General features: G+C 43.9%; 16 protein-coding genes. 14 read left to right on the top strand and 2 right to left on the bottom strand.

Translation table 11 applies throughout. The features are described from left to right. Positions 1 to 299: 299 nt before the first annotated feature. From Q4592_RS13805 to Q4592_RS13795, 3 genes are all read left to right on the top strand, one after another. Entirely contained in the window at positions 300 to 938 is a 639-nt protein-coding gene (locus Q4592_RS13805; RefSeq protein ID WP_303514035.1) for a hypothetical protein, read from the top strand. A 121-nt stretch (positions 939 to 1,059) separates the two neighbouring features. After that, positions 1,060 to 2,445: a PhoH family protein gene (locus Q4592_RS13800; RefSeq protein WP_303514033.1), complete on the top strand. Its 1,386-nt coding sequence runs from the start codon at positions 1,060 to 1,062 to the stop codon at positions 2,443 to 2,445. Between the two features lie 10 nt (positions 2,446 to 2,455). Further along, positions 2,456 to 2,734, top strand: a complete 279-nt coding sequence (locus tag Q4592_RS13795; RefSeq protein WP_137673608.1) for a PilZ domain-containing protein — start codon at positions 2,456 to 2,458, stop codon at positions 2,732 to 2,734. Here Q4592_RS13795 and Q4592_RS13790 read toward each other — a convergent pair. Beyond that, on the bottom strand, positions 2,718 to 3,683 hold the full coding sequence (locus Q4592_RS13790; protein WP_303514031.1) for a hypothetical protein: 966 nt from the start codon (positions 3,681 to 3,683) through the stop codon (positions 2,718 to 2,720). The two genes, Q4592_RS13795 and Q4592_RS13790, sit on opposite strands and share 17 nt — an antisense overlap. 25 nt (positions 3,684 to 3,708) lie before the next feature. Then, on the bottom strand, positions 3,709 to 5,283 hold the full coding sequence (leuA, locus tag Q4592_RS13785; protein WP_303514029.1) for a 2-isopropylmalate synthase: 1,575 nt from the start codon (positions 5,281 to 5,283) through the stop codon (positions 3,709 to 3,711). Positions 5,284 to 5,463: 180 nt separating this feature from the next. On the opposite strand from leuA, the gene Q4592_RS13780 reads away from it, so the two are divergent. The 11 genes from Q4592_RS13780 to Q4592_RS13730 all read left to right on the top strand — a co-directional run bounded on the left by Q4592_RS13780 (position 5,464) and on the right by Q4592_RS13730 (position 15,274). Further along, entirely contained in the window at positions 5,464 to 6,117 is a 654-nt protein-coding gene (locus Q4592_RS13780; protein WP_303514027.1) for an NAD(P)H-binding protein, read from the top strand. A 182-nt stretch (positions 6,118 to 6,299) separates the two neighbouring features. Then, positions 6,300 to 6,788, top strand: a complete 489-nt coding sequence (locus tag Q4592_RS13775) for a phosphatase PAP2 family protein (protein WP_303514025.1) — start codon at positions 6,300 to 6,302, stop codon at positions 6,786 to 6,788. Positions 6,789 to 6,798: 10 nt separating this feature from the next. Beyond that, the gene (locus Q4592_RS13770; protein ID WP_303514023.1) at positions 6,799 to 7,905 is read left to right on the top strand and encodes an MJ1255/VC2487 family glycosyltransferase; all 1,107 of its coding nucleotides are present in this window, start codon (positions 6,799 to 6,801) and stop codon (positions 7,903 to 7,905) included. A 17-nt stretch (positions 7,906 to 7,922) separates the two neighbouring features. Next, positions 7,923 to 8,078 carry a hypothetical protein gene (locus Q4592_RS13765; RefSeq protein WP_174235948.1) on the top strand — a complete coding sequence of 52 codons (156 nt, stop codon included), beginning with the start codon at positions 7,923 to 7,925 and terminating at the stop codon, positions 8,076 to 8,078. 285 nt (positions 8,079 to 8,363) lie between these two features. Continuing rightward, positions 8,364 to 10,082: an acetolactate synthase 3 large subunit gene (locus Q4592_RS13760; protein ID WP_303514020.1), complete on the top strand. Its 1,719-nt coding sequence runs from the start codon at positions 8,364 to 8,366 to the stop codon at positions 10,080 to 10,082. Beyond that, entirely contained in the window at positions 10,082 to 10,576 is a 495-nt protein-coding gene (ilvN, locus tag Q4592_RS13755; RefSeq protein ID WP_137673615.1) for an acetolactate synthase small subunit, read from the top strand. The genes Q4592_RS13760 and ilvN overlap by 1 nt, the downstream gene beginning before the upstream one ends. Positions 10,577 to 10,726: 150 nt before the next feature. After that, on the top strand, positions 10,727 to 12,619 hold the full coding sequence (locus tag Q4592_RS13750) for an EAL domain-containing protein (RefSeq protein WP_303514018.1): 1,893 nt from the start codon (positions 10,727 to 10,729) through the stop codon (positions 12,617 to 12,619). Between the two features lie 185 nt (positions 12,620 to 12,804). Continuing rightward, positions 12,805 to 13,686, top strand: a complete 882-nt coding sequence (locus Q4592_RS13745) for a hypothetical protein (RefSeq protein WP_303514016.1) — start codon at positions 12,805 to 12,807, stop codon at positions 13,684 to 13,686. Beyond that, positions 13,683 to 14,294: a PilN domain-containing protein gene (locus Q4592_RS13740; RefSeq protein ID WP_303514014.1), complete on the top strand. Its 612-nt coding sequence runs from the start codon at positions 13,683 to 13,685 to the stop codon at positions 14,292 to 14,294. The genes Q4592_RS13745 and Q4592_RS13740 overlap by 4 nt, the downstream gene beginning before the upstream one ends. After that, positions 14,287 to 14,940 (top strand): type II secretion system protein GspM, encoded by a 654-nt coding sequence (gspM, locus tag Q4592_RS13735; RefSeq protein ID WP_303514012.1) that lies wholly within the window; start codon positions 14,287 to 14,289, stop codon positions 14,938 to 14,940. Before Q4592_RS13740 ends, gspM begins: the two co-directional genes overlap by 8 nt. Then, the gene (locus Q4592_RS13730) at positions 14,933 to 15,274 is read left to right on the top strand and encodes a hypothetical protein (protein WP_137673620.1); all 342 of its coding nucleotides are present in this window, start codon (positions 14,933 to 14,935) and stop codon (positions 15,272 to 15,274) included. The genes gspM and Q4592_RS13730 overlap by 8 nt, the downstream gene beginning before the upstream one ends. The last annotated feature ends 3 nt before the right edge of the window (positions 15,275 to 15,277 follow it).

The following is a 15,277-nucleotide window of genomic DNA, read 5'->3' as shown; positions in this document are numbered from 1 at the left end:
TGAAAGTAGGTCACCGCCAGGCGCCAATTACTAAGCCCGCTCAATGAGCGGGCTTTTTTATTGCCTGCGATTTATCGAGCCATACAAACAACATCCCCACCAACACTATAGGCAGTTTCATGTTTAACCCGCTTCCATATGACCGGTTAACCTGACTAGTTTACGAGCTATTTATCTTAAGTATTTTGCTGATAAATATACAAAGCTGAACTGTTATTTTGGAAGCATGAATATGCTACTTTAAGAAAATGCTAAGATGTACAAACTGCTATTTTTGATATTAGATGGAAAGGAACTCTATGTTAATTCGAATATTTTTGCTGATTACCGTTGGCTTACTTCTTACAGGGTGTGCGTCGACAGAAGAGTCTCGAAAGCTTGAGTTAGTGGATGCTTCTATTTGCTGCGCCACTTACGATGATATGGATTTTGAGTTACTGAAATTGGGTGAACATTCCATAGAGTTTGGTTCTGCGCTTGATGTGAAAGAATTTGCTGGTAATCGAAGTTTTTTTAAAGCTTATGAACTTCCTAGCTCTAAAGGCAAATATATAAAAGTTAAGTCATTCATATCTGGAGATGGCCTTACAGGCACAAAATATTTCTTACCGGTATTTATCGCTTTGGATAAAAACCACCAAGCAGTTAAGGCATTTACTATCCCAATGAATGTAGAGAGCTCAATATTGACCTATTACGCTGCTGGTTGGTTCACTTTAAAAATGCTGGGTGATGCAAAATACTTGGTAATAATGACTGGTGATGTCGAAAATGAGTTATTTCAGAAAGAACTGGCTAGGGAGTATGCCTTCCCAAAAAACCAAATACCCAAAGAAACAAAACGGGCTAGCCACGGTGAGGTAGAAATAGAATTACGAGAATCGAGCAATGATGACACTCCTTATTGGCATAAAGTTGATCGGATAGTTAACGGTTAAATTATAAGCAGTTGGTTTAAGTTGATTACTATTAATTTGTAATGCCGATCAGGATGATTTAGCCTGAGGATGAACGTTTGCAATACTTCTCACATCGCCTGTTGGCCTATGGAGGGCAAATATGGAAAATAACGCTCCAAGTAAACTGTTCATTCTCGATACTAATGTGCTGCTGCACGAACCCCTCGCTATTTACTCATTTCAAGAACACGATGTTGTCATTCCGATGACGGTACTCGAAGAATTAGACCGAATTAAAGATAGGCAAAAAGACGTAAGTCGCGATGCTCGAGTAGCTATTCGCTCTCTAGAGGATGTCTTTGCCGATGCGTCTCCAGAAGAAATTGTTAATGGTATTAATCTCAAAAATGAAGCTGATAATCAAGCTAGTGGTAAAGTCGCCATTTTTGCGGATCACGCCTTAGAAAAAGATCAGCAAAACTTTACTGCTGATGAACCCGACAACCGTATTATTAATGCGGCTATCTATTTGCAAGAAAAGCACGCCCCGCGAAAGGTGGTTCTTGTTACTAAAGACATTAATATGCGCTTAAAGGCTAAAGGAGCCGGCCTAGAACTTGTCGAAGACTATCGTACCGATCAATTGATAGATGATATTCGCCTATTAGCTAAGGGCTTTGTAGAGTTTGAAGGTAGCTTTTGGGGGCGTGTTAAAGACTGTGAAAGTAGCTCTGAAGGTCGAGATACCCACCATGTTATTGATGCTGAGATCCTAGGCCCATGCTATGTAAATCAATACATTGTGGATGATACCGAAAGTTTTGCTGCGCGAGTTGTAAAAAAGGATGAGCAAAAGGTCGAGCTACTAGACTTAGGTTATGAACGGCTGATGGCCAAACATGCTTGGGGTGTTCATCCTAAGAATATCTATCAAGGTATGGCGTTTGATGCCTTGCTCGATCCAAGTATCGATTTGGTCATTCTTACTGGCCCTGCCGGGTGTGGTAAAACATTGCTGGCAATGGCTGCTGCTTTAGAGATGGTGGTAGAAAAAGGGATCTACGACAAGATTATTGTTACTCGAAATACCCCTGAAATTGCTGAATCGATTGGTTTTTTACCCGGTACTGAAGAAGAGAAAATGGCCCCTTGGCTGGCAGCGATTACCGATACTTTGGAAGTGCTGCACAAACATGATGAATCGATGTCAGGCTCAATGAATTACATTATGGAAAAGGCCAACATCCAGTTCAAATCCGTTAACTTTATGCGTGGACGGAGTATTCAAAATTCCTTTGTCTTTTTGGATGAGTGTCAAAATTTAACAGCTTCCCAGCTCAAAACCATTATTACTCGCTGCGGTGAAGGAACCAAATTGGTATGCTGTGGTAACTTAGCGCAAATTGACAGCAATTACTTGTCGGCAGTGACCTCAGGGCTAACTTACATTGTTGAGCGCTTTAAAGATTTTGAAGGAAGTGCAAATGTTTACTTAAATGGCGTAGTGAGGAGCCGTTTAGCCTCGTTTGCAGAAGAAAAACTATAGAAGGTAAAAGATGATTGGAGACGAGAACAAGCGCGCATTTCACCGTATGCTAATTGATGCAGAGTTACGTATCTGGGTTGGCCAGCAAAGCTATTCGGGTTTGTGTAAAGACTTAAGTGCTACTGGCATGGGGATTAGTTTAAAAGATGTAAAACTGGCCTTAGGCGATGACGTTGAAGTCGCCTTAAGTGGTCAAGGTGTTGCACCTTTTAGTGCTAAGGGCAAAGTGGTACGTTGTATAGCTGAAGGCGATATTGATTACGCTGTTGAATTTACTTCACTCTCTTAAACTTTGGGGGTTCCCAGTCCATTCGTTGATAGGTATAAAGTCCGGAATGGATGTACTGGGAACTGCTTTTTGCTACTTTCCCTAATTGAAACAACGCTGGCCCAGTGGGTTCAGCAAGTACAAACTTCTTACCTCTTATCTCCACCGTTTCATCACTAGCTCTTACTGGAATGGCCAAAGCAATCAAAGCATGATTTGGCACATAAATAATGGCGATATCTAGCCTTGGAAAAGCTGTTTTCAGGGCGCTAGCAATCAACGTTGATTTACTATCGCAGTCGCCTACATTATTACGAATAACTTGAATTGGGGTGAGGTAACCAGCGCCACGTAGATTGTCTTTAGAACGTAGTTGGTTGTAAGGAATAGATTGTACAAACCCCAGTAAATAATTAGTGACCTCCCTAGGGCTACTTTCCTTGTCCCCTAGAGCATTTAAGCTGCTGTTTAACCAACTTGTGAGATATTCGGCGCTCTCTTTAGCCAAACGGTTATGGTCTGGCATAATTCCTATTGAACCATCCACGGTACGTTGTTCTACAAAGTATTGTTGGTTTAAATAGTCTTGGTAATGCTGCTCAATGTCTTGGTGTAGTTGAGTATTTATTTCTTTTAACAGTGCTTGGTCATTGCCCTGCAGCTGATAAGAGAGTTGGTCGTTTTGAGTATTAAAGGTTACTCGTGCTTGTTTAGGGTCTATGTTACTTAGGCTGCTTTTTAGCTGAGAGAGCACGTATTGCTGAGCATGTTGAGGGCGATACTGAGTAAACTTTGTGAGGTGGTGTGGATAGTTGAGTAAGCTAAAGCCTATTTGTTGTTGCTTACCTTGTTGATCGTTCCAGAGGTAGTTGTAATTGCCTGCATTTCTATCAAAGCTCAGCTGTTCTGCTTGAGAAAATGCACTGATCAAGCCGGAGATAATGAGTAAGTGAATTAATCCTTTTTTCATTGTTACTCCGGCTGATTTAATACTATTAGCCTAGTTTAGATTGTTTCTGTTTGGCGACCTGTTCCGCACGATGAATATGATTCAATACGTGGACAAAGGCTTTAGCCGAAGCTTCAACAATGTCGGTAGCTAGGCCCATGCCGTGATATTTACGGCCTTGGTAGTTTGCCACAATATCAGCTTTACCAAGTGCATCTTTAATATCTGATTTTTGCGCAGCGCTTGTGCCACCGCCAGCGGCTTCAATGGTGTAGTCGTCAATCTTAATGTCGTAGCCAGTTATTTTACGTAGGCAACGGTAGGCTGCATCGATTGGACCATTCCCGGTAGAGGCTTCGAGAATTGTCTCTTCACCGGCGATAAGCTTAACGGTGGCGGTTGAAACCACATCAGAACCACTTTGAGCACTTAAGTACTCTAAACGATAATGCTCTGATTCATCTTGTAAGTTATTAAAGAATACTAAGGCTTCTAAGTCATAATCAAAGACTTGGCCTTTACGATCTGCGAGTGCTAAAAAGCTCTCGTATAACTCATTTAAGTCGTAATCGTCTTCGCTGTAGCCTAACTCCTGCATGCGGTGTTTGATTACGTGGCGACCAGAGCGAGAGGTAAGGTTTAAGCTGTTTTTGTTTAAACCAATGCTCTCGGGTGTCATGATTTCGTAAGTATTTTCATTCTTCAACATGCCATCTTGGTGAATGCCTGAAGAGTGTGAAAAGGCGTTGCTGCCAACGATGGCCTTATTAGCTTGTACTGGCATGTTGCACAAATGACTGACTAACTGACTCGCGCGGTAAATTTCTTGAGACTTAATATTGCTGGTTAAACCGCCGAGCTGATCTTTACGAGTATTGATGATCATGGCCACTTCTTCGAGTGAGCAGTTGCCTGCACGTTCACCAATCCCGTTTAAGGTACATTCTATTTGGCGAGCACCTTGCTGCACAGCTGCAATAGAGTTAGCTACCGATAAACCCAAATCATCGTGACAGTGAACCGATATAACGGCTTGATCGATATTAGGTACTCGATTAAATAGGTTGCTAATAATGCCACCAAACTCGCTAGGAAGTGTGTAACCAACGGTATCTGGAATATTTACCGTGGTAGCGCCGGCTTTAATCGCGGCTTCAACCATGCGGCAAAGATTATCAATAGGGGTGCGTCCGGCATCTTCACAAGAAAATTCAACGTCGTTGGTATAGTTACGCGCGTGTTTTACTGCCTTTACTGCCATATCCAATACGTCGTCAAAGCTACGTTTAAGTTTGCTTTCTACGTGCACGGTTGATGTAGAGATAAAGGTATGAATACGGAAGGCTTCAGCAACTTTTAGTGCCTCGGCGGCTACATCAATGTCTTTTGGTAATGCGCGAGATAATGCACAGACAGTGGAGTTTTTAATCTCTCGAGCAATGGTTTGTACTGAGTCAAAATCGCCAGGAGAAGAAATTGGAAAGCCAACTTCCATAATGTCTACGCCTAAACGTTCTAAGGCGAATGCAATTTGCAGCTTTTCTTTAACCGTTAAGCTGGCTGCTAAGGCTTGTTCACCGTCACGAAGGGTGGTATCAAAAATTTTGACTAGGTCAGACATTCATTAATCCTTGTCTATGTTATCTGTGTTTGCCTAACTGCACGTTATAGTGATTAGGTTTATTATTAGTTATTGAATGCGAGGCGCACAATATATCGGCTATTTTAGCAAGCTGACATCTTAACGGCTAAGTAAAAATAGAGCCAGTGACTCAACGACAAATTAATAGGAGTAATAAGCGTGACAAAAACAGCAATTGTGATTGGCGCTACAGGTTTGGTGGGGCAGCAATTAGTGACGCAACTTCTGGCTAATGATCAGTGGCACAAGGTAGTGGTATTTGTTCGCTCTAGCTTAAATGTGTCTGATGACAAACTGCGTGAGCACGTGGTCGATTTTGCTGATATGCCACAGTGGCAAGCAGACATTGAAGGCGATAGCTTGTTCATTTGTTTAGGCACCACACTTAGCCAAGCAGGTAGCAAAGCGGCGATGCGTAAGATTGATTTGGAGCTACCGCTAGCATTTGCGACATTGGCCAAAGGCAATGGTGTTAACGATTGTTTGCTTATCTCTTCGTATCTAGCAAATGCACATTCACTGTCACATTATTTGCGGCTGAAGGGCGAACTTGAAAACCAACTGGCTCAGCTAGGTTTCCAACGTTTTATCGCGTTTCGACCGGGGCCTTTGCTTGGGAAGCGAAAACAACCGCGTTTTTCTGAGCAGGTGGTGGCAGCTATGCAGCCAATATTTAGTGCTCCTTATTCGCCATTACGTGCTTGGCGAGGTATTTCTGCGGATCAATTAGCCCACACTATGAGTGTTTACGCGTTGTTAGATGACAATATCGCCAAACAAGTTGTTCAGGGAGAAGCCTTGTTTCAACATTGATGGAAAAATACTGTCATTAGTCATTAGTCCTTCAAGCCCCCTTAATCCACCTACTTCGTAAGGTTCTTCTCAGTGTGTAAGTTATCACTAAGCTGAACGTTGTCATGGTTTTGTCAAGTAACCTTCATTTAGCGGTAAAGCAAATTATCCAGTCTGTGGAAAAGCACAGAAAGGAGCTTGGTATGTTACAACGATTGAGCCAGTGGGATTATGCAATATCCGCCACATGTTTAGGCCACCGCTTTAATGCGCAAGTGGCTAAGGCAGCGCGGGTGGTCTCTCATTCCGGCGATGGTTATTACTACGCCTTATTTGGCGGGATTATCGCATTCACTCCATTTGCCGGCCCATTTTTGAGCCTTGCTTTACCTGCCTTTGTTATTGAGCTGATGTGCTACTTGGTGCTTAAGCAAGTATTTCGCCGAGACCGCCCCAAGTCACTACCGGTATTTATCTGCCCTTCCGATCGCTTTAGCTTTCCATCAGGACACAGTGCTGGCGCCTTTGTCATGGCCGGAAGTATCGCCCAAATTTTTCCCAGCTGGTCTGGCATTGCATTTACCTGGGCAAGTTTAGTGGCTTGCTCGCGAGTATTGCTTGGTGTGCATTTCATTAGTGATGTTATCGCCGGAGCAAGTTTAGGTTTGTTTATCGTTTACAGCATCAATTAGGTTAAGAAAAATGCGAATTCTTTATGGTGTTCAAGGTACAGGTAATGGTCATATTACTCGTGCGCGTTTGCTTTGCTCGGCCTTAAAGCAACAAGGTATACAGGTTGATGTACTTATGTCTGGTCGCGAAGGTGAAATGCCAGATGTTCCTGAGTTTGGCCGCTATCGCAAGGTGAAGGGAGTGAGTTTTCACCATAAAGGTGGGCGTGTGAACAAATGGGCGACGTTTCACGATTTGTCATTAAGGCAGTTTGCCCAAGATGTGAAAGCGCTCGATTTGTCATCTTACGATCTATTGATTAACGATTTTGAACCAGTAAGTGCATGGGCTGCTAAGCAACGAGGTGTAGATAGCCTTTCTATTTCTCACCAAGCTGCGTTCTTGCATGATATTCCTACTAAAGAAATGGGCTTTTGGAATCGTCGTTTAGTACGCAACTTTGCGCCCTGCAAATACAATCTGGGTGTGCATTGGGCCGATTTTAAGCAGACCATTGTGCCGCCACTGGTGGAAACGTTAGAAAACATAAGCAATAACGGAAAGGTTTTAGTGTATTTGCCGTTTGAGTCTTTGCATCAAATTTTGCCCTTGTTGAAGCGATTTACGGGCCATCAATTTGTGTGTTTTCATCCTGAGATAAAGCATCCAGTATCGGATGGAAATATTCAGCTACAGCCAATAAGTCGCAATGAGTTTTTAGACAATCTTCGCGCATGTGCCGGGGTGTTTTGTAATGCCGGTTTTGAGTTACCTTCAGAAGCAATGGCGGCAGGCAAAAAATTGCTAGTTAAACCGCTGTTTGGCCAATTTGAGCAAGTGACCAATGCCTATACCCTGCAAAGCTTAGGTTTAGCCCATGTGGCTGAGAGCTTAGAACCTTATCAGTTGGATTCATGGTTACAGATGGATCAAGCTGAGCCGGTTTATTACCCCAATGTTGCCGAGTTGCTGGCGACTTATATCAAGAATGACCAGTGGCAAAACCTTGAAGCAATGGCAAAAGATATGTGGCAGCAAGTGAGCTACCCTGCGGCTAGCCAGTTGCTCATGGCGAATATCATGAGTGACCGAGCCCCAAGCGCTGAATCTTTGACTAAAGTTAAAGTGTCGGGATGAGCCTACAAGGAGTGAGTATGCGTTTTACTAATGAAGACGGCCAGGTCATGGACTTAGCCAATAACATGACTTTACAAGAATTATACGATATGGGAGTAAGCATCTCGCTAAGTGAAGATGCCGATCCCGAACAACAGATTTGGCTAACAGAAGAGCATGATTCTATTAAGTGATAATGATGCTTGTGTGTAGCGCTAAGTGACCGGGTGATATCTATTTATCATCCGGTTTTTTATTGTTTGTTTGGGGGAATAGTCTGTTGAAGCTCTATCCTGCTTGAGATTTTTTATAGGATGAGCTGCTTAAAAGAGCAGAAAGACTAGACAAAAGCGTAGACGCTAGGGGGCAAGAAACGTTAAAGTGCTAGCCTTGGAAGACAGGATTATAAGTCCAATTTCCCGCAACATAACAAGAGTTATCCCCAACAATTAAAATAAATAAAGCCTGGAGGCTTGAACATGGAGAAGTTATCCGGCGCCGAAATGGTCATCCGCTGTTTGCAGGACCAGGGTGTTAAACATATTTTTGGTTACCCTGGCGGCTCAGTATTAGATGTCTACGATGCGCTATTTGACAGCAGTGATATTGAGCATGTTTTGGTTAGACATGAGCAAGCCGCTGTACATATGGCCGACGGCTATGCGCGCGCAACTGGCGAAGTAGGAACTGTATTGGTGACCTCTGGTCCCGGTGCTACAAACACGATCACCGGTATCGCTACCGCCTATATGGATTCAATCCCTTTGGTGGTGTTATCCGGCCAAGTGCCTACTGGCTTGATAGGCCAAGATGCCTTCCAAGAAACCGATATGATCGGTGTTTCTCGCCCAGTGGTTAAACACAGCTTTTTAGTAAAAAAAGCCGAAGAGATCCCTGCCGCGATTAAAAAGGCTTATTACATTGCCTCTACAGGGCGTCCGGGTCCGGTTGTTATTGATTTACCAAAGGACGTGCAGAATCCGCTGCTTAAGTTCCCTTACGAATATCCAAAATCGGTTAACATGCGGTCGTATAACCCTACGTTAACCGGTCATAAAGGTCAGATTAAAAAGGCAGTTAAAGCCTTAGCTGCTGCCGAACGCCCAGTGCTCTACATTGGTGGCGGCGCAATTATGGCTGAAGCTGGCGAGCAAATTAGCAAGCTGGTTGATTTGTTTAATATGCCAGTTACCTCAACCCTGATGGGTTTAGGGGCATTTGCCTCCACCGACCCTCGTTTTGTGGGCATGCTGGGTATGCACGGCACCTATGAAGCCAACATGTCGATGCATAATGCCGACGTGATTTTTGCGGTGGGTGCGCGCTTTGATGACCGCGTCACGAACAACGTGAAAAAGTTCTGTCCTAACGCGACTATCTTGCACATTGATATTGACCCAACCTCTATATCAAAAACCATTCGTGCCGATATTCCTATCGTTGGCTCTGTTGATTCAGTGATTGAGCAAATGCTGGAATGTATTGAAGAAACAGGCATTAAAAACGAAGCCGACAGCTTGAAAGCGTGGTGGGCTCAGGTAGACGAATGGCGCAGCCGCAAGTGTTTAGATTATGCAAAAAGCGATACCTTGATTAAACCTCAGCAGGTGATTGAATCAATGTACCGCGTGACCAAAGGTGATGCTTATGTCACCTCTGATGTTGGTCAGCACCAAATGTTCGCCGCCCTGTATTATCCTTTTGATAAGCCTCGCCGTTGGATTAACTCTGGTGGCTTAGGCACCATGGGCTTTGGTTTCCCAGCGGCTATGGGGGTTAAGTTTGCTTTCCCCGATGCTACGGTTGCCTGTGTAACTGGTGATGGTTCTATTCAAATGAACATTCAAGAGTTGTCGACTTGCTTGCAATACAACGTACCGGTGGTAATTGTTTCTTTAAACAATCGCTCGCTAGGCATGGTTAAGCAGTGGCAGAAAATGTTCTACGATGGTCGCCAATCTCATTCTTACATGGATTCAGTGCCAGACTTTGTCAAACTTGCTGAAGCTTATGGCCACGTAGGTATGCAAGTGAATCACCCTGATGAGCTAGATGCTGCCATGGAAAAAGCCTTCTCTATGAAAGACCGAGTCGTGTTTATGGACATCATGGTTGACCCTGAAGAACACGTTTATCCAATGCAAATAAAAACCGAAGCGATGAAAGACATGTGGCTAAGTAAAACGGAGAGAACATAATGCGCCGAATTATTTCAGTTTTATTAGAAAACGAAGCTGGTGCTCTGTCTCGTGTTACTGGCTTGTTCTCGCAGCGCGGTTTTAATATTGACTCATTAACCGTTTCTACCACTGAAGATCCAACCCTTTCACGTATGAGCATTTGCACTTACGGTGATGAAAATACCATTGAGCAAATCACCAAGCAGCTAAACAAGCTGGTTGATGTGCTTAAAGTATCGGAGTTAACCGAAGCTGAGCATGTAGAGCGTGAGATAATGTTGGTTAAAGTTCGTGCGGCTGGAGCAATCCGCGAAGAAGTGATGCGAACTTGTGATATTTTCCGCGGTCAAATCGTTGATGTAACGCCAAGCATGTATATCATGCAATTAAGTGGCGATAGCGCCAAACTGGATGCTTGTGTAAAAACCTTAGCGCAATCAACCGAGATTTTGGAAGTGGTGCGAAGTGGTGTCTGTGGCATGAGCCGCGGCGAGAGAATGCTTCGGCCATAAATTCTTTCGAAATGTCGAGTTAAAGACCAGCTTAGGCTGGTCTTTTTTTGTATTGATTCCAAGCATTTCGATAATTACTGATATACTCAAGCGATGGCTAAACCAAAGGATGGTAGAGCCCATTGCGCTTGATGGTGAGGAACACCTTGCATGAAATTCTCTAGTCGGATCATTGTATTTACCATTAGTTGCGTAGTAGTCGCGGTACTGCTTGTATTGCTAGGTGGAGCATTAACCTTCCGACAACTTGCCTTTAACCAACAGCAGCACCAGTTGCGCTCGGTAGTTGAGGTAATTGATGGCCAGTTGAGTGTTCAACCCGAAACACCCGAGTTTGCCCAATGGCTGCCTAACTGGCTGCGGGCCCATAATATTCAAGTATTAGAAGTGTCTAACCGTGGAGGGGTGATTTATACCTTTCGCGAACTCAATTATACCGGAAATAGCAATAGCTTGGTGTCTTACCGTTATCCCTTAATGGCCCATCCTGATTTTGTGATTCAAATTTGGGTAGAGCGACCATTCAAACAGCTTACCTACGAACCCGAAGCCATGTTGGGCATTGGTGGCGGCGTATTGATTGTTGCACTCAGCTTAATTGCGGTGTTCCGCTGGCTTAAAAAGATTATGTTCGGTGCAGAATTACTGCAAACGCGCGGTAACCAAATATTGGCGGGGCGATTGCGTGACGTCCAAGTGGGTAGTCCCAAGGAATGGCCTAATGCGGCCAGTAAAGCCATTGAACAACTTATTACACAATTACTTGAAGCACGCCAAGAACGTAGCCGGTTTGACTGTATTATTCGTAATCACGCTTTTGTCGATGAGCTGACTCAGTTGTCAAACCGCACCCATTTCTATAATCAGTTAGAAGCGGAAATTGGTGATGCCGACGCACACACCGGCGCGGTACTATTGGTTTACTTGCGGGGCATGGATGATGTTAATTACCAATACGCCCGTAACGAAGGTGATGCTATTTTGCAGCAAAGTGCCGATGCATTAAAGCAGTACACTCGCCGCAACATAGATGTGAACTTAGCTCGCTTTAGTGGTGATGCCTTTGCCTTATTAATGCCGCTTTCCACTTTAGATGAAGCGGAAGATACAGCGGCGGGCATTCTCAAGCTGCTAGAGCGCATTCCTTTGCCTGAAGTGGCGGACGAGGATGACTTTTTCTACATTGGCATTGCTGGTTATCAATATGGTGACAGCGCGCAATTAGTGATTGAGCAAGCCGAAGACGCATTGCGTGTTGCGCAAATGCAGCGCCACAATGGGTGGTATGTGGTACCTCGCGAATTAAGTTCAACCCAAACCGGAAAGGGTTCGGTTCGCTGGCGCACCCTGTTGCAGCATGTATTAAGCAATGAAGGGCTACATTATTATCAGCAGGATGTTGTTGATGAAGATGGCCGAGTTTGTTACCGCGAATTATTAGCCAGAATTACCGACTACCAAGGCGAAGTGATAAGTGCTGGAGTATTTTTACCTTGGGCGGAGAAAAGCGGTTTGCAGGCGAGCTTTGATGAGCATGCCTTAACTTATGCCATGAAGTACGTGAAATACGCTCGCCAGCCTATCAGTGTTAACTTGAATATTGCGACTGTAATAAAGCAGTCGGTGATGCGTGAATTGCTGCAGTGGGTTTTCTCTGTGCCTTACAAAGAGTGTCAGAAACTAGTCTTAGAGTTTCCCGAGATACAGTTATCGCAGTTAAATGACACCGAAATGCTACGTTTAAAAGCACTGAATAAAAAGGGCATTAAATTAGCGGTGGAGCGAGCGGGGCAGCGGGTAGTGAGTACTCAATACATTAGCGAGTTAAAGCTTGAATACTTGAAGTTGCATACTAGTTTAGTGCGAGACATTCAGATTCGACAAGTTAACCAGCTCGCAGTGAGCTCGTTAGTGGCCAGTTGTTCTGACCGCGTAGAGGTTATTGCTGTAGGTGTAGAGCGCAACGAAGAATGGCGTGTTTTGCAGCGTTTAGGTGTGCATTACGGGCAAGGTTTCTTATTTAGCAAGCCAGAACCCATTTAAATCATCTCAGAGTGGCGTTTTGGTGAGAAAAGTATGAGTTATTTGAGTGTCTAATCTACAGTTACTAGATATACCGCCGTTAATCTTGAGAATTAGCACATATTTGTCGGCCAATGCTTTAAAAAATAACAGAAAAGTTTAGACTACTTGTGTAGATTTTACATGGATTACTCAAAGGAAAAGGGATGGGTTTAGCGTTTTGGCGAAGAAATACAGCGAAGACTCGTTGCAGTGCCTATTTGCGCTCAGATCTTGTGGTTTTAGCCGATCACCAACAGCAAACCTTTGAGAAGGCGGTTAGCTCTATCGAGCAATGGCCAGAAGCGTTAGCATCATTATGTAAAGAGGCACAACTCGGTGCCGACCATCAAATTGTTTTTGTTCTAGGTAATGCGCATTATCAACAGTTTCAGGTAGAAAAACCCAAAGTCGCCGATGAAGAGTTGGCGGGGGCAGTGCCTTGGACCATTAAAGACATGGTAGCAGAGCAGGTCTTGGATTTAGCGGTTGATTATTACGAAGCGCCAGCCGCGCCAATGGCCAGTGAAAAGCTCAATGTAGTGTGTGTTCGTAAACCTATTATTCAGCAGCTGGTGAATATGGCGAATCAGCAAGATTTAACCATTGAAGGCATCACTATTGAAAGCCTCGCAGCGATTAATTTTCTTGAAGCCAATGAGCGTTGCCAAATGTTGTTATGGCAGCCCAAAGGCGGTGACTTAGAACTTATTGTGGTTCGCCAAGGGCAAGTATCTTTTACTCGTCAGCTACGTGCCTTTTCTGCGTTGGGCCAGATGCAAGAAATTGAATTTACCCAATCTTTCTTTGATAGTTTGAGCTTAGAGCTACAACGTTCAATAGACTACATTAGCGCCACTCTAAAGTTGCCAGAAGTTAGCGTTATTCAGTTGGCGATTCCTAGCCGTTTTTGTGATGAAATTGCTCGTCAGTTGCAGCAAAATCTAACCCCGAAAGTTAATTTATTAGAACTCTCATCGATTGAAAGTAGTGAGTACTATTATCACTTGCCAGCCTTGGCTGCTTTACAAGAAGGGGTGTTGTCGTGAAAACGAGAATTAACCTTTATGTTGAGGAGTTTCGTCCAAAGCCAGAACGAGGTTCACTAAGGCAAGCGGTGATATCTTGGGTAATTGTTGGCGTGTTAGCATTGGTATGGGGATTTTGGCAGCAACAGCAAACCAATGCCGCTGTTGTAAGCTCGAGTGCTCAACGCCAATTACTTAATCAACAAGAACAACAGCTTAATAAACTAAAAGCCGCTATCGAGCAGCGCGCTTTAGACCCAAGATTGCAGCGTAAAGTTAGCCTGGTGCAACAAGAGCTAAAATTGAAACAATTGTTAGACCAGCGCCTTAAAGGACATGGTTATGCGAACAGCGGCTTTTCTTCATCACTTAATGCTTTGGCGTCTATTGAAGATAGCCAAATATGGCTGACTGAAATAAATATTCAGCGTGGTCGTATGGCCTTAGCGGGGCAATCAACCAGCAGTGATGCGGTGCCCAAATGGCTTAAGCAGTTTAAGGCCTACCCCGATTTGTCGCAGCAACAGTTCGCTGGCTTGAAGATATTTAGAGATGAAGACCAGCAACTGCACTTTAGTTTAAGTGGTTCAACTAAGAGCGAAAGCATATTAGGAGCCTCAAATGAGTGAGCAGTGGCAACAGTGGCAAGCTACCTTCGCAGGTCTTAGTTTACGAGAACGCCTATTGATTCTTGTTACCGGCTTATTGGTTATTATATTACCGAGTTATTACTTGTGGATAGAACCCGCCAGTATTAAGCAAAATAAAGCCGAAACAGAGTTGGCAGAAGCAACGCGTAAATACGCTGAAAATGCCGATTTAATTGAATTCAGTAAAATGAAACTGCGCGAAGATCCTAATAAAGACATTAAAGCTGAGTTGTTACAGTTACACGCTCAGCTAGAGCAAGTAGATAAGAAACTAGAGCTACAGCAGGCGGGATTGATTCCCGTTGAGCAGATGACCGAAGTACTGGAGAAATTGCTGCAAAAAAGTGACGGTTTGATGCTGGTTTCTATGGATTCTTTAGCGCCTGAAGCGATTTTAAGTAGTGCAGAAAGCAGCGCCGACAGCCTTAATTTTTATCGCCACGGTATTCGATTAAAACTTAATGGTGGCTATTTTCCTTTAGTTAAGTATTTGCAGGTAGTTGAAGAGTTACCGCAGCGATTCCTGTGGCAACTTATCGATTACCAAGTGCTTGAGTACCCAAGGGCCGATATTACTATCGATATTTATACCTTAAGCACCAATAAGGATTTTATTAGTGGCTAAGTATTTTTTAGCGTTAATGCTCTCATGTGGAGTGCTTACCAGCAGTGTGTTGGCTACGCCGCTAAGTGATCCTACAGCGCCACCTAATAGTCGCAGTAGCACGAGTAGTGCCGCCAAGCAGGTATCTTTACCCAGTATCCAAGCGATTATTGTTGGTGGGAAAGAGCCAGGGGCGATTCTTAATCAGCGCTTTGTGGGCGTAAAACAATCAATATCAGGTTACACCTTGAGCCGTGTGCATCAAGATTACGTAGTGTTAACACGAGCAAATAAGCAGTATCGAATTCAATTAGACAAGGTGTCAGTGAAACGCGTCACTGGGCAGGGGCAGTAATAC

Origin of the sequence: Agarivorans sp. 1_MG-2023, assembly GCF_030548385.1 — a bacterium.
Classification (GTDB): Bacteria; Pseudomonadota; Gammaproteobacteria; order Enterobacterales; family Celerinatantimonadaceae; genus Agarivorans.
The sequence above is the reverse complement of the archived record's forward strand: the minus strand, read 5'-3'. Positions and strand labels throughout refer to the sequence as shown.